Raw genomic sequence first — 18,243 nt, 5'->3', positions numbered from 1 at the left:
ATTGTTTAATTCAGCCAGCCGGCGCTCAATACAACGGCTAGGCCCATAAATAAGGCAAGTAAAGTCCAGCTGATGCGGTTAAGTGTATTTTCTGCGCTGCGGGCACTTGTGAACATTGAGCTGCCGCTGGAGGCAAGACCACCCATGCCGTCCCCCTTTGGGCTGTGCAGCAGCACTGAGATGATCATTAAAACAGCCGTGGCGGCCCAAAGCCAGCCGAGAATCGTTATCAGCATGGTTGATTGCAATTACACCATCGTAGGTGTTGATTGAATTGCCTTGTTATTGGCCACAAGGCTGGTGCCACTCATCGCTTCTGGCACCTCTATGCCAAGCAGTTCAAGCACTGTGGGGGCAATATCTGCCAAACCGGCATCTGCCCGCAATTGAATATCGCCTCCTAAACCAGCCAATTTGCGCTGTTCTCCTTCTACCAAAATGAATGGCACTGGATTAGTGGTGTGGGCTGTCCAGGGGCGCCCATCGGCGCCCTGCATCAATTCAGCATTGCCATGGTCGGCGGTTATTAACAGGGTTCCCCCCATTCTTCCAGTGGCGCTAAGTAGTTTGCCAATGCATTGATCAACGCAACTGATTGCTTCGATCGTGGCGTTTAAATCACCCGTATGCCCCACCATGTCGGGGTTTGCATAATTAATTACAACAAATGAATAGATACCTTTTCGGATTGCAGCTACGCAACCATTTGTGAGGGCTGCTGCCGACATCGCCGGGGATTGATCATAGGTTGCTACTTTTGGAGAAGGCACCAAGTGGCGATCTTCACCAGGATATGGTTTTTCCATGCCACCATTTAGGAAATAAGTAACATGGGGATATTTTTCGGTTTCAGCTGTGCGGAATTGCCGTAAACCATTGCGGGAGATCACCTCTCCCAATAGGTCATCCAGTGATTCTGGTGGAAAAGCTACCGCAACAGGTAGATCTTTTTCGTATTGAGTAAAAGTAACAACATCTAGCGATTGGATGAGTTGCCGCTCAAAGCCTGAAAAGTTTGGATTAACCAGGCATGATGTTAATTGACGCATGCGATCTGGGCGGAAGTTAAATAACACCACAGCATCACCCGGCTTAAAATATTCTGGTTGGAATCGCACCGGCTCTAAAAACTCATCGCTGATGCCCTCGGCATGGGCCCTGGCTAATACCGTTTCAGCCGTTTCCTTCGAACAAGTTCCGGGTTGGCTTAACAGCAGGTAGGCCTTCTCGATGCGCTCCCAGCGGTTGTCGCGATCCATCGCCCAATAGCGGCCGCAAAGGCTTGTGAGTTCTCCCACCCCAGCGGCTTCAATCTGTTGCTGCAGGGTTTTTATAAAGCCGATTGAGCTGTTGGTTGGTGTATCGCGACCATCGGTAATGCCGTGTATGCACACATGTTTGAGTTTTTTAGCCGCAGCCCACTTCAATAATCCGCCGATATGGTTTATGTGGCTGTGAACACCTCCATCCGATAACAGGCCCAGCAAATGCAGGGTGCCGCCCGTTTCAAGCAATTTGGCAGCCATGCCATTCAAGGCTTGATTTTGCTTGAACTGACCTTTTTTTACCTCCTCACTAATTCTCACTAACTCTTGCCGTATTACCCGGCCAGAACCAATTGTGAGGTGCCCCACCTCTGAATTACCCATCTGCCCGTCTGGCAGGCCCACATGGGCACCACTGGCTTGGATAAGCGTGTGGGGATAGGCATGCCAAAGGGCATCCATCACTGGCGTTTTCGCTAAACGGATGGCGTTGTGGTTTGTGGCTGGATTTTCACCCCAGCCATCGAGGATCACCAGCACCACAGGCGCAACGGGGCTGAGGCTGCGTCCTTTCAGTTCCTGGCCGGTGCTGGGAGGTGTCGCTGCTGTCACCCGATAAGCAGAGCTTGGATATCAGGCAAGTTACATCCACATCGCACAACGAATTAACTAATACCGAAAGCGGTTAGGTTTCGAGCACCGAGGAAATTGCTACACCTAAGATCAGAGGCCAGGTTTAGGGCCTTTATGGGGCGATCTTCATTTCCTCCCCAGAATTGCGAAAAACTATGGATCCTCGATGCGGAGGAATTGCATCGCACGGTATTGCGGCTTTGCTCCCAGGTGATCGAATCAGTGGCCAACCCCAAGCAATTGCTTTTGCTTGGCATACCTACCCGCGGGGTGGCCCTTGCCCAGGTGTTAGCAGCTGAATTGCAGCGTCTGCTTTGTGAACCGATTCATCAAGGTGTGTTGGATCCCACCTTCCACCGCGACGACCTTGGCAGGGTTGGAACCAGGTTGGTGCAACCAACCAATCTGCCAGTGCCCATCGATGGCCGCACAGTGGTGTTGGTAGACGACGTGGTGTTCACCGGCCGCACAGTGCGGGCGGCCATGGAGGCGCTGCAAGGTTGGGGCCGTCCGGCCAGCGTGAAACTATTGGCAATGGTGGATCGCGGCCATCGGGAATTGCCAATCCAGCCGGATTTTGTGGGTAGGGTGGTGCCCACAAGCCGGCACGAATTCATCCACCTGATGCTCCAGGAGGTGGATGGTGAAGAGGGTGTGGTTTTGCTTAAACCGCCAACGAACTAGGCGATTACTTCAAGTTCATCGCTACGGAAGTGGGCCTTATAGCGGCCAAAGGCAACTATCACAGGCAATGTGGGGCTGATCGGTTTACCCTTCCATTCAGCTAAAACCGTATTGATTTCCCCCTCCTGGCCTTTCATGTCGAAGGCTTGGCCGCGATGTTCCGGATGGGTGAACACCACCACCGATTGCTGCACCCGAACCCGGTCACCTGGCTGCATCACTCTTAACAACATTTTTTCTAACAATCATCTTCTCATCCGACCCTGGCAGCTGCTTTCGGGACCCTCTTCTCGCACCTCCCCCCCCAATTCGCGGCAGGCGGCTTGAAATGCAGCCCAGTCGGTTTTGCCAGCTGCTACCAGTTGGCGAATCCTGGCATCAAGGGCCGCGGCATCTGGCCCCCCACCTGAGGGAACACCAGCATGGCTGTTTTGCTGCTGTTTCTTTTCGGCAAGGGCCTTTACCTGCTGCTCCACCTTTAAACGCTGGTTTTGGGCCTGCTGAATCCACCAGGGGTGGTTGAGCTGATTGAGGTGATTTAGGGCTTCCCACCATTGGCGCTGCCCAATCTTTTGTTGGGCTTGCTCCAGTTGAAAACGGTTGGCCGCCCAGTTTTCCTTGATTGAATCCTGCAGATCTTGTCCCTCAGGGAAACGGTTTTCGCCGCTGCTGCTTATTAGCGACAGGGCTTGGGCAAGTTCACCCCGCAGAAATCTTTGCAACACCTTGGTGCGCAATTGATCTCGCCATTGCTGCAATTGAAAATCGGCCTTGGCGGGATTGCCGCTGCGGCGCACCAGTTGCCGCTGTTGATCCAGGGCGGCCCACCACAGGCCACCATCCCAGCTGCGTTGGGCCCGCCGTTGCAAACAATTTTCCAGCAATGCCGCTTGGCTTGGCTGCAGTGGTTGCAGGGCCCCCAGCTGGCGGCCAAGCCTTAGGCAAGCGGCTAGATCACCCCGTTCAGCTGCCCGTTTGAGCCTGTGGGGGAGTTGTTTCTGCCAGAGCCCCAAGCCCGTGAGGCCCAGCACCACAGCCCCAAGGGTTCCGATTATCCAAACCCAGGGCAAACGGGAACGGCGGGCAATCATTCGAGTTTTCCGAGCATTTGCTCAGTGATTGGTTCATTGCGAACTAGGTCGATGCCCCTAAGCCAAAGCTGACGTTGATTATCAATTCGAAATTGCAGCTGGAAGCGATCTTCACCGCCCTTACCTGGCGGCTCTAGGGGTAATTCCACAACCCTCTTATCCCACACTTTCAGCTTGGCTTCGCCCACGCTTTGAGCCTGCAGTTTTGGGATGCCATCGCTAAAAACAACTTCGGCGCGGCTTGTGCCCAAGGGGGTGCCCAATTGCAATTCAAGTTGGGTTTGACCTTCCTGGCAGGCCAGCACAATTTGCAGTGGTTGGGGGGTGGGCCAGCCCTGGCCAGCCAAAAACAAAGGATGCCAATAGTGCCCCCCTAGCCTTCGATCCCAGCAGCGCAGGCTCACCCCTTCCCTCAATACATCGATGAGTTTTAGGGCTGGCGTCATGGCAAGGGCGCCCAATACAACTGCGGCGCTGGGTTGGGCCACGCTGATCTTGGGGCCAGGCAGATGTTTGTTTAACCAGGTTTGCAGCCAGGGCAGGGCACTGCCACCACCCACCGCCAAAATTCCATCAAGTTGATCGAAATTTTCCCCTGCCCGGCGTGCAGCAGCAGCGATGGCATCCAGCAGGTCTTGCAGCAATATCGATAAACCCTGGTTCTCCAGCACCTGCTCCAATTGACGGCGGGATGCCTGCAGCAATTTGGCTTCACCAGCTGGGGCCGCAGCGAGGTGCACCTGGGCTGAATTGGCATCGCTCAAGGCACATTTTAATTTTTCTGCAGCCTCAAGCCAATATTCAGGCACCGGTTCTGGTGCGCCGAGGGCTATGGCCCACCAGTGGTCGATGCTGCGGCCACCCACCTGGCAGCCAGCTTTGCCAATCACACGGGCCGTTTTTATGCCATTGCGGTTTATGGGTAGCTGGTTGCCGCCAAAACGCAGTAGTTGGGCCATTGGCATCGCCCTACCTTCCCCCCCCTCCAAGCGCACCAGGGAGAGGTCGGTGGTGCCAGCACCCATGTCTACCACTAGCACCAAGCTGCCAGGCGGCAGGCCGGCGCCGAGGGCAGCAGCGGTGGATTCATCCACCAGCGACACCTCCGGCACCGCCAAAGTGGCGGCCCATTGCTGCAGCCAAAGGCGGTAGTTGCTGAAGCCCTCCACCGGAGCTGTGAGCACAAGCCTCTCGGGAATGCGATCCGGGGGTAGTTTTTGCCAGATGCCATCCAGCAAGGCAGCGGCAGCCTGTTGTGCCTCTGGGCAGGTGCCGTTTTTGTAGAGCTGTGTTTTGAAATTTCGCTGACAGCGCCCTTGGGCTCCGGCATCCAGCACCTGTTGGCCCAAGAGGGGGCGGGCACCTTCATCAACTACGAGGCTGGGTATGAAAGGCAGGGGGCCTGGGCTGCTGATGGGAGGCAGGTAGAGCAGTTCTGGACTAGTGCCAGCCTGGGCTTGCCAGCCCACCAGCGTGGTGGAGCTGCCAAGGTCGATGGCAAGTGTTCCCTGGCCCAATCGTTCAGCCGTTGCAACGAATACTGAAACCTTTGCAGAGCATCTGGCCAAAGTTCGAATATTTGGCCAGATTAAGAGAATTGAGACGCAATTCGAGATGGCCGCGGATCGCTTGTTGAGTGCTGTGTTGTCTTTTTATCGGGAGGAGCCCCAGGAGCTTTTGGCTTTGGAGCCTTTGCAGGATTGCCGTTTTAGTAGGGGTTGGTCGTCTTTGCGGATCGATTGTTGCGATCAGGTCCATTTGGAGGAGGTGAGCAGCTTGGTGGATCTGGTGCGGATTCCATTGGCAGCCCTGCAATTGGTGCGCACGATTCGGTTAACGGCCCCTGGGCTGCCTGAACGGGCATTCCCGGTGCGCCTACCCCTGTTTCAAGACGGTCAAACCTCAACGGCTGAATGAGGGGGCAACGGGAGTTAGGTTGGTAAATATTTTTTGATGCCCATGTCTTTAAGCCAGCAACCTGAAGCAAAGGAGCTTGCCAAGCGTGGTGAGAGCTTGATGCGCCATTCCACCAACAGATACCTCACCACCGTGCGCATCGCTTTCAGGGCAAAGCAGCGGCGATTTGATGATTTCGAGGGGTTATTGGAAGATTCCATGGTGAAACCAGTTCAGCGAGCCATCACCGAACTCAGCGATGAACAAGATCTGCCTGATCTGCTCGCCGGCTGATGCAAAGGGAGGGGCCAGGTTGGCGCCTGGCCATTGATAAACAGCGACAGGGCTATCAAGCCCTGATTGCTTCAGATGATTGGGCCTTAGAACTTACCAGCGCTGAATTTGAGCAATTCCGCAACATGTGCGCCAAGATCGTTGGCCAATACAAAGACTGTTTAGATCATTTAATGGCTGAAGAAAATCTTGAGTTGTGCCTTGAAGAAGGTGCTTTTTGGCTTGAGCTCAGGGGAGATTGCAATGGCTGGGCTCTGCGTTTTGTGCTCAGCTCAGCCCTGGGCGAGCGGGGGGCAGAAGGAAGCTGGCAGCGTTCCACCGCGGCGGCTTTTTGTGAGGCGTTAGCCCTTGCTGAGGTTTATTAAAAAGCCGGTTTGATCCTCGCTATCAAAAAGGTGCTGATAAGCGGCCACCAGGCAGCAAACAATCACTGGTGCTGCCACCAGAATGCCCACACCGCAAAGCAATAGACCCGTTAGGCCAATTAAAATCATCAAAATGCCAAAGCCCAAAACAGGCCAAAATTGTGGGTCTACGCTGCGGCGTCCCTCCTTAAATGCAAGCATTGGCTTATCACCCCTGGCCACAACTAAGGGCACATGAAACATTTGGGTAACTGCTAAATAAATCATGGTAAACACTGCAATCACCAAGGGAATAAATAATAGTTCCAATCGAATCAAACTTAATAATCCGCCCGCTAGGAATGCAATTGCTAGCACAACCATGTTCACAGCAACTAAAAATAATGTCATCATAAATAATCTTGTTATTGATTTGCCGTGCCAGTTTACGAAATCTTTAAAGATCGGTTTCTCGCCCCCTAATGCCCGCCAGGCACCCCTAAATAAACCGATATTTAGCCAAAGGCTGGCAACAATATTCAAGCTAAATCCCAGTAGAAATATTAATATCCAAGCTAAGCCAAGGCCAGATCCGTCTTGAATGCTTTTGCTGGCCTGATCTTGGATGAATTGGCTGCCTAAATTTAAGGCCCCGCCTAAAAGAGTAAAACCGATAAAAAGAAATGGAGCTTTTGCAAATGCCGCCCAGCCTGATTTTAGGATTGCTCCAACAGGGAGGGCATTGGCCATGGCGTTTGAACAATTAATTCATTCAAACCTAGCGATGCTTTGGCTTTAATGCCAGCTATTTATTTCATTAAGGGAGGGGATCACCCAAAATTTCCAAGAGTTTCGCAGCGCTAGGGCTTGAAACGGGGAGAATCGAAAGGCGATTGCCCCGGCGTACCACCGGAAGGGTTTCCTCCGTAAATAGTTCCCGCAGTTTGTCTAGGCTTAGCTGCTGCGCGAAAACGCCAAGATATTTCAACCTTGCGCAGTCCCAGCGGGGAGCCTCCGGTTTTGAAGCAGGGTCAAAATATTTATTACTGGGCTCAAATTGACTCGGATCTGTGATGCCTGTTTCCACCACTTCCATCAAACCCACAATCCCTGGGGGCTTGGCATTGGAATGATAAAAAAATGCCCGGTCGCCAACTTGCATTTCCCGCATGAAATTGCGCGCTTGATAATTGCGGATTCCATCCCACAGGGTGCTGCCCTCTGCCTTGAGGTGGTCGATGCCAAATACATCCGGCTCACTTTTCATCAGCCACCATTTATGAGATGCCATTGCTGCTAATTAAGGGCCTCCACCAGTGTGCGGAAGTGGTTGCCGCGCTGCTCAAAATTTTCGTATTGATCAAAGCTGGCGCAGGCGGGTGAAAGTAGAACGGCACGGGCCCCTAATTCCGTTGCCAATTCAGCTGCCAAAGGCAGGGCTTGATCTAATCCCTCCCGCCTGGCGATCCTGCCGCTGAAGCCACTGGCCCCCAGCAATTCATTGAAGGTTGGTGCGGCTTCACCAAACAAAACAACTGCTTTGACCTTTTGCTCCAGGGCCTTAAGCCACGGGGCGGGCTCCCCCCGTTTTGCTCTGCCCCCCGCCAGCAGCACCAATGGGCCTTCAAGGGCTTGCAATGCCACCAGGGAAGCGTCGTAGTTGGTTGCCTTGCTGTCGTTGTAGAAACCGATTCCTTGATGGGTGCGAATTAATTCCAGCCTGTGGGCAACCCCGGGAAAACTGCGGCAGCCGGCTTCAATCTGCCCAGGGCTCAGCCCCACCTCAAGGGCGGCGGCGGTGGCTAATGCCAAATTCTGAAGGTTGTGGACGCCTGGCATGGCCAGGGCCGCAGTTTGGAATAGGGGCCCATTTTTGCTGTGCACAACCCCCCCTTGAATCCAGATATGGGCATCAATGGCCGCTGGTAGTTGCTCGAGCGGGCCGGCACTAACCCAAAGGGCCTTAGGCCAGTCGTTGGCATGGGCCAGCAGATCGGGGTCGTTTGCATTAAGGATTTGCACTTGGCTGCGGCGCAAAAGGCTTGCCTTGATGGAGCGGTAGTTGTTGATGCTGCCGTGGCGATCGAGGTGATCTGGGGTGAGGGTTGTCCAGATGCCAATCCTGGGGGCAACGGTAGGGGCCGCTTCAATTTGAAAACTGCTCAACTCCACTACTGCCCATTGGGGGCCATGGGTTTTGGCTCGAGCAAGGGCCAGTTCAGTGGCGGAGCTGCCGATGTTGCCGCAGGCGGGTGCATCTACCCCTGCCTGTTGCAGCAGATGGGCCACCAGGCTGGTAACGGTGGTTTTGCCATTGGTGCCGGTGATAGCAATCCATGGCACCTCCGCCAGGCCATGCCAGGCCACCTCCATCTCCCCCACCACAGCTACCCCTTGATCGCGCAACTGCTGTAAAATCGAGTGGTTGAAGGCAATTCCGGGGCTGATCACCACCCGATCGGGTAAGGGATCAAAACTGGCAATCGCCAAAGGTTTTGCCAATTTCACCTCGATTCCCTCAGCTGCCAAAGCTGTGGCTTTGGCCTGCAATTCAGGGGTATTGCCACTTTCAAAAAGGCTCACCTGGGAGCCTTGGTAATGAAGTAAGCGGGCAGCGCCAGTGCCGGAACGGCCTAAACCCACCACCACCACACGCTCTTGCATCGAACTAGAAATTTGAATGGGCGATACTGGAATCGAACCAGTGACTCCTACCGTGTCAAGGTAGTGCTCTACCTCTGAGCTAATCGCCCTAGAAGAGCGAACCTAACATTTTGCTCTCTACAACTTGCTTTGCCTGCAACTTGCTTTGGCTGCAGATTGTTCGTTTAAAGCGTGCGCACCAGTGAGAGGCGCCAGCGCTCCCTTTTTGTGAGCATTGCCCCTGCTAAGCGCAGCTCGCCGCGGCCCTCCAGTTGCACCCTCTCCTCAAGTTTTAATTCTCGGCTTGGGTTTGTTACTACTTTCCAGTTGATCCGCACCTTGCCCTGGCGGATTAAATCGGCCATGCGATTGCGCGAAATGGCAAAGCCGGCTGATGCCACAGCGTCAAGTCTTAAGGAAGCCTCCACAGTGGTTAGTTGCTTTTCTTTTGGCAGTTGATTGGGCAAGCGTTCCCAGCTGGTTTCAGCCACAAGGCAGGCAATGGTGCGCACCTGCAGCGGTTTTCCTATCAAGCTGCTGGCCGCCTCCAAGCTCACCACCACCAGCGCACCCCGATCGCCCCGAACTAGGGCATCACCCAAATCTTTTGCCTCTATTCCCTGCTCCAGCAATGCCTGGCGAAAATCGATCGCTTCAGCGGGGTCGAATAAAAAATTGCCGCTTATTTCCAGCAGCTTCAACGGTGCTGCCGCTGCGTTTTCCTCAAGGTGAGCTTGACTGCGTTCAAGCAGCAAGCGTTGGCGTTCTGCTTGGGGGAAGCCACCGCTGCTGGATAGTTTTAATTCAACAAGTGGAGCTAGGCGAGCAAAACATTCCTCCCGCTCTGGCGCCCCCAAAAACCCACTCCATTGCGGTTGGAAGGTGCGCACACAAACATCAGCCAGCTGCAGCACTTGGCTGAGGGCCTCAGGGTGGCTGGCCCCTGCCAGTAGCTCACGGGTGGGCAGCATTAATCCTCCTTAAGCCGCACCACCAAGCGCGGTTTTGCCGCTTGGATTAGGCCCCAGGGAATGTTTTGCCCAGGTGCTGCCTCCACCAGCAGCACCAATAAACCCTCGTCTAAACGATTGCGCACCGTGCGCACCTGATCGTCGCCATCGCTGGTAACACTGGCGGCAGCGGCAAAACTACCCATCCATCCCGACCCCAAACCGAGCAGGCCACCGATCAATGGCTGGCCGAGGGGGCCAGCAAAAGCAAAGGTGTCGAGGTTGGTGATGAAGGTGAACATCACGCCGGCGCCAAAGCCAAATGGCAGCAGCCAGCGCACCATGCTGCGTTGACGGGCCTGCCGCGCCAGGGCGGGATTTAGGGCGCTAAGGCTTTTGGGATCTAGGGCCCCTGCACCAACGGCCTGCAGCTTTAGGGGCATTTGCTGTTTATCCAACTGATGTTTATTCAGCTGTTGCTGCAATTCCTCTACCCGTTCGAGGCTTTCAAGCACCACCGCCACGCTAAGGGCCATTGCTTTTGCAGGATTAGGAGCGGTCTCTACACTGCACCCCCGCATGCCCCCGCGGATGATGACAAAAGTTTTGGTGTCGGATCCCATCGATCAGGTGGGGATAGATATTCTCTCGCAGGTAGCCCATGTGGATGTGCGCACGGGCCTGCCGGCAGCGGAGCTAAAGCAGATCATCGCCGATTACGACGGCCTGATGATTCGCTCTGGCACCCAGGTAACGGCGGAAATTATCGAGGCAGCACCACGGTTGCGGATCATTGGCCGCGCTGGCGTGGGGGTAGACAACGTTGATGTGGCTACCGCCACCAAGCACGGTGTGCTCGTGGTGAATTCACCAGAGGGCAACACGATTGCCGCCGCTGAGCATGCCCTGGCAATGATGTTGGCCCTTTCCCGCCATATCCCAGCTGCCCACAGCAGCACTGCCGCAGGTGGTTGGGACCGCAAAACCTATGTGGGCAATGAGCTCTATAAAAAACGCCTCGGTGTGGTGGGCTTAGGCAAGATCGGCTCCCACGTGGCAAGGGTTGCCCAAGCCATGGGCATGGAGGTAATCGCCTACGACCCTTTCATTTCCGATGAACGGGCCCAACAACTGCGGGTGCGGCTCAGCCCATTGGAGCCGCTTTTTAAGGAAGCCGATTACATCACCCTGCACCTGCCCCGCACGGCCGAAACCGAAAATTTGGTTAACGCCGCCTTGCTGGCCAAGATGAAGCCCACGGCCCGGTTGGTTAACTGCGCCCGCGGTGGAATCATTGCCGAGGCGGATCTGGCCGAGGCTTTAAAAAATGGGGTGATAGCCGGTGCGGCCCTCGATGTGTATGCCCAAGAACCGTTGGAGGCTGATTCGCCCCTGCGCAGCGTTGGCGAACGTTTGATCCTCACTCCCCACCTGGGGGCATCAACGGAAGAAGCCCAGGTGAATGTGGCCGTTGATGTGGCTGAGCAGATTCGCGACGTGCTTTTGGGCCTACCGGCCCGCAGTGCTGTGAATATTCCTGGCCTCACGCCTGAGGTGATGGAAAAACTCAAACCCCATTTGCAGCTGGCTGAAACCCTTGGTTTATTGCTCAGCCAACTCTCGCGGGGTTCGGTGCAGGAATTAGAGGTGCGGCTACAAGGGGAATTTGCTGAACATCCCAGCCAACCCTTGGTGGTGGCAGCCCTAAAGGGTTTATTGAGCTCGGCCTTGGGCGATAAAATCAACTACGTGAATGCAGCCCTCGAGGCGAAAGGCCGCGGCATTCATGTGCTCGAGATCAAAGATGATGCCAGCCGTGATTTTGCCGGCGGCTCCCTGCAGCTTTCCTGCCGCAATTCCCAGGGCAGCCACACGGTTACCGGTGCGGTGTTTGCCGACGGGGAACTGCGTGTTACCAGCATCGATGAATTCCCCCTCAATGTGCCCCCCAGCCGGCACATGCTGTTTACCCGCCACCGGGACATGCCTGGCATCATTGGCCACCTCGGCTCCCTGCTCGGCGAGCACAACGTGAATATCGCCTCGATGCAGGTGGGTAGGCGCATCGTGCGGGGCGATGCGGTGATGGTGCTGAGCCTTGATGACCCAATCCCACCGAGTTTGCTCACCAGCATCTATGCCATTAATGGCATCCAGGAGGCCCATCCGGTCACCCTTTAAACAATGACTTCGTTGCCATCCCCCAGCTGGTGGAGGCTGGAGATTGAACCCTCTGGCGATTTGGAAGAGTCGTTGATTTGGCGGCTTGAAACCCTTGGCATCTCAAGGGTGGCGATTCAATTCAAGCCGGAGCAGCCAAGCCACCGCACCCTGGTGGCCTGGCTGCCGGCTGTGGATTGGCCCGATGGCGAGCGAATGCGGCTTGGGGAAGCCCTTGCGGCCATGGCAGAGCCATTTGCCGCGGTATTGCCCCCCTTGAGCTGGCAACAACAGGCGGAGGAGGATTGGAGCCATAGCTGGAAACGGCATTGGCAGCCCGACCCGGTGGGGGAACGGCTGTTGATCCTGCCGGCTTGGTTGGAATGCCCTGAGGAATTCAGCAACCGCCAGGTGCTGTTGTTGGATCCAGGCAGTGCTTTTGGCACGGGCAGTCACCCCACAACCCGTTTGTGCATGCAAAGCCTGGAGCGTTTGCCTCTAGCGGGGGGCTTGGTGGCCGACCTGGGCTGCGGCAGCGGCATTCTCGGTTTAGCTGCCCTGGCCTTGGGGGCGGGCTCTGTGGTGGCTACCGATATCGACAGCCTGGCGATATTGGCAACCAACACCAATGCCAACCTCAATGGCATGGGGGAGTTGCTCCAGGTGCGGCTGGGTTCAGCGCCTGAGCTAAAGCAGTTGCTCGGCCATGGCCGGGCCCAGGTGCTGGTTTGCAACATCCTTGCTCCGGTGTTGGCTGAGCTCGCCCCATGGTTTGAGCAATTAATTGCTCAAGAGGGGGTTGGCTTGCTCAGCGGCCTATTGGTGGAACAGGTGGAACCTTTGGCGCAGCAATTGAAAACCATGGGCTGGCAGTGCCATTTGGCTGCAGAACAATCCCGATGGGCCCTGCTGGAAATCCGCCGATAGCAGTTTTTGATTGATAAATTTCACTTATACAAGTTGCGGAAAGCATTGGCCTTCCCAGCTAGTGGCCGCTAGGGGCGGCAGTTAGGTGTACAAAGGTCGAGCCCCTACAGGCCCGGTTCGCCGTGGACCTGAGAAACCTTCATTGCCATGGCGTCCTACAAGGTCACCCTCGTTAACGAAAGCGAGGGCCTGAACAAGACCATTGAAGTACCTGATGACCAGTACATCCTCGACGCAGCCGAGGAGCAGGGCATCGATCTTCCCTATTCGTGCCGCGCTGGAGCCTGCTCCACCTGCGCCGGCAAACTCACCGCTGGAACCGTTGATCAGAGCGATCAAAGCTTCCTAGACGACGACCAGATCGAAGCTGGCTTCGTGCTCACCTGCGTGGCCTACCCCACCAGCGACTGCACGATCAAAACCCATTCAGAAGAAGAGCTCTACTGAGCTGTTTATTGCTTCAAGCTCAGCCACCCCTGCGGGGGTGGCTTTTTTTTAGCCTTTTCACCCTCATTTCGCCTAAGTGCCTGCACCGGTGCCCCCAAGCCACAACCGTTTATTGCCAAACGGCAGTGAGCAACCAAGTCCCGGTGGTATGTATACCTTTCGGGTGATCGGGCCCTGCTGCCGGTTGTTTGATCGCGAGGAGCTGCCGTGGCCCTGCTGCCGGTTGCAATGGCGCAGCAAGGAACCAAGTTGGCGGCGGGTGGGTAAAAGGTTTGTGCCCGACCTGGCGGCCCGGCGTTGCCCCACCTATGCGGTTGAGCTGCTGCAGCCAGGCCTGCGGTCCACCACAGCTGTGCTCACGCTTTTTGCCGAAAGGCTCAGCCCTGAATTGCAGGAGTGGTGGTATAGCCGCCGGGAAAACCCGGATCAGCAATAAATCAGCAAAACAACCTATTTAGAAATAGATCTTGCCGCCACCCCATTGCAAACCCTGCACTTTTGGTGCAACAAGGATGTAGCCAGCCATGCGGCGTAGGTCTTCATCCGTGAGGTTGCGCATTTGCACAAAAACATCGGCACTCCTAAGGCTGGGGTGCAGATCCGCAATAGACATCTCACCGTCGTAGGAGGTGGGATCTTTCATGTAATCCACCAATGCCGCCACGGAATCCCTTGGAGGGGTGGCAAGGGCAAGGGTTTCTGGATCTAAGCCAACGTTTTGGTTGGTTTTAGTGATACCGCCGGCGTGGCAGGTGCCGCAGCTGGTATTGAAAATTTTGCGGCCCGCTTTGATCTCAGATTCACTGAAGGTGATCTGAGTGCCATTGGGATCTGCCGGTACGGTGAGGGTTGCAGCGTCCCATTGCAGGGCCGCAGCAGTGCTGGGCAGCAATAACAGAACAACGGGAAGCAACAGCAGCACGGCTAGGCGCCGCAAACCCTGAAAAACAGTCGACATGGAGGAAGCGGGCAACGTTACGGACTCCTGAGCTCTTGTATCACGCAAAACCACTCCAAAGGGGCTAATCAGCCTGGTGACTCACACACTGTTGCAGGCCCCAGGGCTTAATTCGAGCGTTAGGAAGTCTTTAGCAAGCAAGGTGTTTTGAAAAATTGCCCGTGCTTCCCGCAATAAATCCTCGGCATTTTCTTGGTTGCCTGGGGCATAGCGGGGGCTTAGGTGGGTTAGTGCCAACTGGTGAACCCCTGCTTCGGCAGCGGTTTGGGCCGCCATGGTGCTGGTGGAGTGTTGGCGTTGGTAGGCCATTTCCGCGTCGCGGTGGGAAAAGGTTGCCTCGTGGATTAGGAGATCTACCCCTTTGGCGAGTTGAACAGCCGCTTCGCTGAACACCGTGTCGGTGCAATAGGCCATGGAAACCCCCGCTTGCACGGGTCCGCAGAGGTCTGCCCCCCTGATTACACGGCCATCCGCCAAACTCACCGTTTCCCCAGCCTTAAGCCGGGCAAATAAAGGGCCTGGGGGCAAATTGAGGGCCCTGGCTTGGTTGATATTGAAACGACCTGGGCGTTCCTCTTCCTGGAGCCGATAACCAAAGGCTGGAATTCGATGGGTTAAGGGGGCGCAGCGCACCGTTAGGTCGCCGTCTTTGAGCAAAGGGGCGCCGCTGTTGGCGGCTGCCTCAACTTTGTGAAATCGCAACGGATAGCCAATGCGGGTGGATGAATGCTGCAGGGAACCCAGCACAAATGCTTCCAAAGGGGCCGGGCCGTAGAGGTCTACCCCTGGGCAATTACCTGCCATGCCAAGGCTTGCCAGTAAACCCGGCAACCCAAATACGTGGTCGCCATGCATGTGGGTGATAAAAATTCGCCGCAGCTGCGATACCCGTAAATCACTGCGCATGAATTGATGCTGGGTGCCCTCGCCGCAGTCGAGCAGCCACAGGTCGGAGCGCTGGGGCAAGCGCACAGCCACCGCAGAAACATTGCGGCTGCGGCTTGGCACTCCGGAACTAGTGCCCAGAAAAGTGATCTGCAATGGCGTTATCGACCGGCGCCGGCTTTGATGGTGCCACGGCAAAGCAACTCTGCCCAGCTAGATGGCTTGGAATTCCCCCCTTTTGATGGCGCTGCTGCTTCCCTTCGCCTTGGTGAGGGAACCAGAGGTGCGGGTGCTGGTGGAGGAAGCTGCTGCCCTGCGGGTATCCCCAGCGGAGGGCAGGCTGGTGCTGCAGGCAGGCAATGGTCGCTCCCTTGGCGCTGTGGCGGGGGGACTAACCCTGCGGGTGGAAGGCAACGAAATTGCAGGTTTGCCAGCCGGGCCGATCTCGGAGCTATGGATTAGCCCTGAACCACCAAACGACAGCCTTTGGTTGCAACAAAGGCGCTACCGGGGTCGACTTCTGGTGCGGCTTGAGAAGGGCCGCCTGCAGGCGATCAATCGCCTTGGCATCGAAAGTTATTTACCCAGTGTTGTGGGGGCGGAAATGCCGCCCCAGTGGCCCCTGGAGGCCCTCAGGGTGCAGTCGGTGGCGGCCCGCAGCTATGCCCTTCGCCAGCTGCGCCCCGAGGCCCCTTACGACCTCAAGGCAACGGTTAGCAGCCAGGTTTATCGGGGTTTGGAAACCGAAACAGATAGCACCAGGCAAGCGGTAAACAGCACCCGCAGCCTTGTGCTCACCTATGCCAATCGCGTGATCGATGCGGTGTTCCACAGCAGCAGTGGGGGCTACACCGAAAACAGCGGCGAGGTGTGGCCCCGTCAGTTGCCCTACCTAAAAAGTGTGGCCGACTACGACCAGGGCAGCCCCGTATTTCGCTGGACAAAACCCCTGGATGAGCTCAGCTTGCTCAATTCATTTCGGGAAATTGGAGGCGTTAACAGCATCCAGCCGCTGCAAACCACCAGCACCGGCAGGCTTACAAAGGTTTTAGTGCGGGGGCCAGAGGGGGAACTGCGCTTGGGTGCAGGGGAATTACGGGCTCGACTCGGCTTGCGCAGCACCTTTGTGAAATTTGAACAAGCGCCACCGGCACCGGCTCCCCTTGAGGCCCTTGGCGATTGGCTCGGCTTGCCGCCAGCGCCGCGGCTATTGGCTATCGGCCGCGGCTATGGCCATGGGGTGGGCATGAGCCAATGGGGGGCCTATGGCATGGCCCAACAGGGGCAAGAATTTAGCCACATCTTGCGCCACTACTACAGCGGCACAAGGCTTGAGCCCTACAGCGCCGCCGATTGGCCAAACTCGCCGCCAGCTCCATGAAGCTCGAGGTATTCGATAGTTCTGAGGCGGTGGCTGAAAGGGCCGCCGGCATTTTGGCTGAGGTTTTGCTCGACCCCAAAAGAGCACCCATGGGTTTAGCCACCGGGCGCACCATGGTTGCTGTTTATCAATGGCTTGTGCCCCTATTGCAGCGGGCAGGCGCCAATGCCCTGGGCCATTGGCGCAGTTTCAACCTTGATGAATATGTGGGTTTGGGGCCCGATGATCCCCGCTCTTTTGCTGCCTATATGGCCCGATATTTGGGGGAGCCATTAGCGATTCCAGCTGCACGCATGCAGTTGCCCAATGGCTTGGCCCCAAACCCCCATCTCGAGGCCCTGCGCTATCGCCAGCAGGTGCAAACCCATGGCCTTGGCCTGCAATTGCTTGGTCTTGGTGAAAACGGCCATGTGGGTTTTAACGAACCCCCCTGTGATGCTTTTGCACCCTGTAGATGTGTGGAGCTGAGCGATGCCACCCGCCAGCAAAATGCCGCTGCCTTTGGAGGGGAGGCAAAGGCTGTGCCAGAGCGGGCAATTACTTTGGGCTTAGCCGATATTTTGGCGGCAGAAGAAGTTCTACTGGTGGTAACTGGTGCAAACAAAAGTTCTGTGCTGCGCCGGGTGTTGCAGGAACCACCCCAACAATTAGTGCCCGCCAGTTGGTTGCAAGGCCACCCAAATTGTTTGGTGTTAGCGGATCGCTCGGCTGTTTGTGTTTGAACTCATGTTTGTGTTTAACCGGCGGCATCAAATACCACCCGTGGTTGGAGTTCCCCTGAGCTGGTGGGGTGGGCAAGCCCCGCCAAGCTGCCATCGGGCCGCAGGATTATTACCACCTCAGTGCCGTTCAAATCAGCAGCGCCAGTGGGTTGCAACCTTTGGCCGCGGCACCAACCCTGCCACTCCTGATGGCTTAATTGGCGGCGAGGCTTTTGGCCCAGGGCGATGAGGGGATCCACAAGGGGCGTTTGGGGGGTTAATTGGTTTAAGGGGATCGCCTGGTGAAGTTCAAAGCCAAGGGCGCCGGTTCTACGCAATTCAGCCAGGGCAGCGCCACAGCCAAGCATTGCGCCAATGTCCCGCGCTAGGGAACGCACGTAGGTGCCAGCGGAGCAGCGAATCTCAATGGCAAAGCGGCCCTCTGCAGCTTGCCAATCTATTAATTGCAAATGATGGATGCACACCATGCGGGGAGCAATTTCCAGCTGCTCTCCGCGGCGGGCCCTTTTGTAAGCCCTTTCGCCATCCACATGAACAGCACTGATATTTGGCGGTCGCTGGGGTTGTTCGCCGCAAAATTTCAGCAACACATCCTCCAGGGCAGCCCGCTCAAGTTTTGGCCAGGGGGTTTGCTGGATTAATTCACCGCTGAGGTCGTCGCTATTGGTACTAACTCCCAATTGGATCCAACCCACATAGGCCTTAGTGCCATCTAGGTAGGGCAGCAAGCGGGTGGCAGGACCCACCGCCAGGGGCAAAACACCCGTAACGGCAGGATCAAGGGTGCCGCCATGGCCCACGCGGCGAATGGCGAGCATGCGACGGGCAATGGCAACGCAGTCGTGGGAGGTGCAGCCGGCGGGTTTGTCGATCACCAGAAATCCGCAGGAACTGGCTGGGGTTGGGCGCAAGCGGATTAGATGTGTTTTGCCATGGTTGCATCCCTCTAAGTTGGGGGATTGC

At 56.2% G+C, this 18,243-nt stretch carries 23 protein-coding genes and 1 tRNA gene; 10 read left to right on the top strand and 14 right to left on the bottom strand.

What is annotated here, in order from left to right:
* Window positions 1–5: 5 nt before the first annotated feature.
* Together secG and gpmI are read right to left on the bottom strand one after the other, a co-directional pair.
* Window positions 6–236, bottom strand: a complete 231-nt coding sequence (gene secG, locus KBY68_RS08585) for a preprotein translocase subunit SecG (protein WP_255096790.1) — start codon at window positions 234–236, stop codon at window positions 6–8.
* 12 nt (window positions 237–248) lie between these two features.
* Window positions 249–1,808, bottom strand: coding sequence for a 2,3-bisphosphoglycerate-independent phosphoglycerate mutase (gene gpmI, locus KBY68_RS08580; protein WP_255096832.1), 1,560 nt, complete (start codon window positions 1,806–1,808; stop codon window positions 249–251).
* A gap of 204 nt (window positions 1,809–2,012) precedes the next feature.
* Here gpmI and pyrR point away from each other — a divergent pair, with 204 nt between their 5' ends.
* Window positions 2,013–2,582 (top strand): bifunctional pyr operon transcriptional regulator/uracil phosphoribosyltransferase PyrR, encoded by a 570-nt coding sequence (gene pyrR, locus KBY68_RS08575; protein ID WP_106499150.1) that lies wholly within the window; start codon window positions 2,013–2,015, stop codon window positions 2,580–2,582.
* Here pyrR and KBY68_RS08570 read toward each other — a convergent pair.
* The 3 genes from KBY68_RS08570 to KBY68_RS08560 are packed head-to-tail and all read right to left on the bottom strand — an operon-like array spanning window position 2,579 to window position 5,190.
* The gene (locus KBY68_RS08570; RefSeq protein WP_255096789.1) at window positions 2,579–2,800 is read right to left on the bottom strand and encodes a ferredoxin-thioredoxin reductase variable chain; all 222 of its coding nucleotides are present in this window, start codon (window positions 2,798–2,800) and stop codon (window positions 2,579–2,581) included. The genes pyrR and KBY68_RS08570 overlap by 4 nt on opposite strands.
* Before the next feature lie 27 nt (window positions 2,801–2,827).
* Entirely contained in the window at window positions 2,828–3,673 is an 846-nt protein-coding gene (locus KBY68_RS08565; RefSeq protein ID WP_255096788.1) for a hypothetical protein, read from the bottom strand.
* Window positions 3,670–5,190 (bottom strand): Hsp70 family protein, encoded by a 1,521-nt coding sequence (locus KBY68_RS08560; RefSeq protein WP_255096787.1) that lies wholly within the window; start codon window positions 5,188–5,190, stop codon window positions 3,670–3,672. The genes KBY68_RS08565 and KBY68_RS08560 overlap by 4 nt, the downstream gene beginning before the upstream one ends.
* Before the next feature lie 97 nt (window positions 5,191–5,287).
* Between KBY68_RS08560 and KBY68_RS08555 the strand changes: the two genes are divergently transcribed.
* The 3 genes from KBY68_RS08555 to KBY68_RS08545 are packed head-to-tail and all read left to right on the top strand — an operon-like array spanning window position 5,288 to window position 6,228.
* Window positions 5,288–5,590 carry a hypothetical protein gene (locus KBY68_RS08555; protein ID WP_255096785.1) on the top strand — a complete coding sequence of 101 codons (303 nt, stop codon included), beginning with the start codon at window positions 5,288–5,290 and terminating at the stop codon, window positions 5,588–5,590.
* A gap of 42 nt (window positions 5,591–5,632) precedes the next feature.
* The gene (locus KBY68_RS08550) at window positions 5,633–5,863 is read left to right on the top strand and encodes a DNA-directed RNA polymerase subunit omega (RefSeq protein WP_106499146.1); all 231 of its coding nucleotides are present in this window, start codon (window positions 5,633–5,635) and stop codon (window positions 5,861–5,863) included.
* Window positions 5,863–6,228, top strand: coding sequence for a DUF1818 family protein (locus KBY68_RS08545; protein ID WP_106499145.1), 366 nt, complete (start codon window positions 5,863–5,865; stop codon window positions 6,226–6,228). Before KBY68_RS08550 ends, KBY68_RS08545 begins: the two co-directional genes overlap by 1 nt.
* On the opposite strand, the gene KBY68_RS08540 is transcribed toward KBY68_RS08545, so the two are convergent.
* From KBY68_RS08540 to KBY68_RS08515, 6 genes are all read right to left on the bottom strand, one after another.
* Window positions 6,205–6,957 carry a hypothetical protein gene (locus tag KBY68_RS08540; RefSeq protein ID WP_255096782.1) on the bottom strand — a complete coding sequence of 251 codons (753 nt, stop codon included), beginning with the start codon at window positions 6,955–6,957 and terminating at the stop codon, window positions 6,205–6,207. The two genes, KBY68_RS08545 and KBY68_RS08540, sit on opposite strands and share 24 nt — an antisense overlap.
* Window positions 6,958–7,024: 67 nt before the next feature.
* Window positions 7,025–7,474 carry an EVE domain-containing protein gene (locus KBY68_RS08535; protein WP_255096780.1) on the bottom strand — a complete coding sequence of 150 codons (450 nt, stop codon included), beginning with the start codon at window positions 7,472–7,474 and terminating at the stop codon, window positions 7,025–7,027.
* 29 nt (window positions 7,475–7,503) lie between these two features.
* Entirely contained in the window at window positions 7,504–8,871 is a 1,368-nt protein-coding gene (gene murD / locus KBY68_RS08530; protein ID WP_255096778.1) for a UDP-N-acetylmuramoyl-L-alanine--D-glutamate ligase, read from the bottom strand.
* Window positions 8,872–8,888: 17 nt separating this feature from the next.
* A tRNA-Val gene (locus tag KBY68_RS08525) sits at window positions 8,889–8,960 on the bottom strand.
* Between the two features lie 75 nt (window positions 8,961–9,035).
* Window positions 9,036–9,821, bottom strand: coding sequence for a photosystem II electron transport protein, Sll1252 family (locus KBY68_RS08520; RefSeq protein ID WP_255096777.1), 786 nt, complete (start codon window positions 9,819–9,821; stop codon window positions 9,036–9,038).
* The gene (locus KBY68_RS08515) at window positions 9,821–10,336 is read right to left on the bottom strand and encodes a hypothetical protein (RefSeq protein WP_255096775.1); all 516 of its coding nucleotides are present in this window, start codon (window positions 10,334–10,336) and stop codon (window positions 9,821–9,823) included. Before KBY68_RS08515 ends, KBY68_RS08520 begins: the two co-directional genes overlap by 1 nt.
* A gap of 58 nt (window positions 10,337–10,394) precedes the next feature.
* Here KBY68_RS08515 and serA point away from each other — a divergent pair, with 58 nt between their 5' ends.
* From serA to KBY68_RS08495, 4 genes are all read left to right on the top strand, one after another.
* Complete coding sequence (gene serA, locus KBY68_RS08510) at window positions 10,395–11,981, top strand: phosphoglycerate dehydrogenase (protein WP_255096774.1); 1,587 nt, start codon at window positions 10,395–10,397, stop codon at window positions 11,979–11,981.
* Window positions 11,982–11,984: 3 nt separating this feature from the next.
* On the top strand, window positions 11,985–12,887 hold the full coding sequence (prmA, locus tag KBY68_RS08505; protein WP_255096773.1) for a 50S ribosomal protein L11 methyltransferase: 903 nt from the start codon (window positions 11,985–11,987) through the stop codon (window positions 12,885–12,887).
* Between the two features lie 147 nt (window positions 12,888–13,034).
* Window positions 13,035–13,334, top strand: a complete 300-nt coding sequence (locus tag KBY68_RS08500; RefSeq protein ID WP_106499138.1) for a ferredoxin — start codon at window positions 13,035–13,037, stop codon at window positions 13,332–13,334.
* A gap of 148 nt (window positions 13,335–13,482) precedes the next feature.
* Window positions 13,483–13,770, top strand: coding sequence for a DUF8632 family protein (locus tag KBY68_RS08495; RefSeq protein WP_255096831.1), 288 nt, complete (start codon window positions 13,483–13,485; stop codon window positions 13,768–13,770).
* Between the two features lie 18 nt (window positions 13,771–13,788).
* Here KBY68_RS08495 and psbV read toward each other — a convergent pair whose 3' ends face one another.
* Together psbV and KBY68_RS08485 are read right to left on the bottom strand one after the other, a co-directional pair.
* The gene (psbV, locus tag KBY68_RS08490) at window positions 13,789–14,292 is read right to left on the bottom strand and encodes a photosystem II cytochrome c-550 (RefSeq protein ID WP_255096772.1); all 504 of its coding nucleotides are present in this window, start codon (window positions 14,290–14,292) and stop codon (window positions 13,789–13,791) included.
* 81 nt (window positions 14,293–14,373) lie between these two features.
* Window positions 14,374–15,333, bottom strand: coding sequence for a ribonuclease Z (locus KBY68_RS08485; protein WP_255096771.1), 960 nt, complete (start codon window positions 15,331–15,333; stop codon window positions 14,374–14,376).
* A gap of 61 nt (window positions 15,334–15,394) precedes the next feature.
* Here KBY68_RS08485 and KBY68_RS08480 point away from each other — a divergent pair, with 61 nt between their 5' ends.
* Both KBY68_RS08480 and KBY68_RS08475 read left to right on the top strand, forming a co-directional pair.
* A complete protein-coding gene (locus KBY68_RS08480; protein WP_255096770.1) occupies window positions 15,395–16,558 on the top strand; it encodes a SpoIID/LytB domain-containing protein in 1,164 nt (387 codons plus the stop codon).
* On the top strand, window positions 16,531–17,280 hold the full coding sequence (locus tag KBY68_RS08475) for a glucosamine-6-phosphate deaminase (RefSeq protein WP_255096769.1): 750 nt from the start codon (window positions 16,531–16,533) through the stop codon (window positions 17,278–17,280). The genes KBY68_RS08480 and KBY68_RS08475 overlap by 28 nt, the downstream gene beginning before the upstream one ends.
* Before the next feature lie 14 nt (window positions 17,281–17,294).
* Here KBY68_RS08475 and truB read toward each other — a convergent pair whose 3' ends face one another.
* Window positions 17,295–18,191 (bottom strand): tRNA pseudouridine(55) synthase TruB, encoded by an 897-nt coding sequence (gene truB, locus KBY68_RS08470; RefSeq protein WP_255096767.1) that lies wholly within the window; start codon window positions 18,189–18,191, stop codon window positions 17,295–17,297.
* Between the last annotated feature and the right edge of the window lie 52 nt (window positions 18,192–18,243).

Origin of the sequence: Synechococcus lacustris Maggiore-St4-Slac (assembly GCF_024345595.1) — a bacterium.
Lineage (GTDB): Bacteria > Cyanobacteriota > Cyanobacteriia > PCC-6307 > Cyanobiaceae > Synechococcus_D > Synechococcus_D lacustris.
Note: the sequence above shows the minus strand (reverse complement) of the source record. Positions and strands in the feature narration are given on the sequence as shown.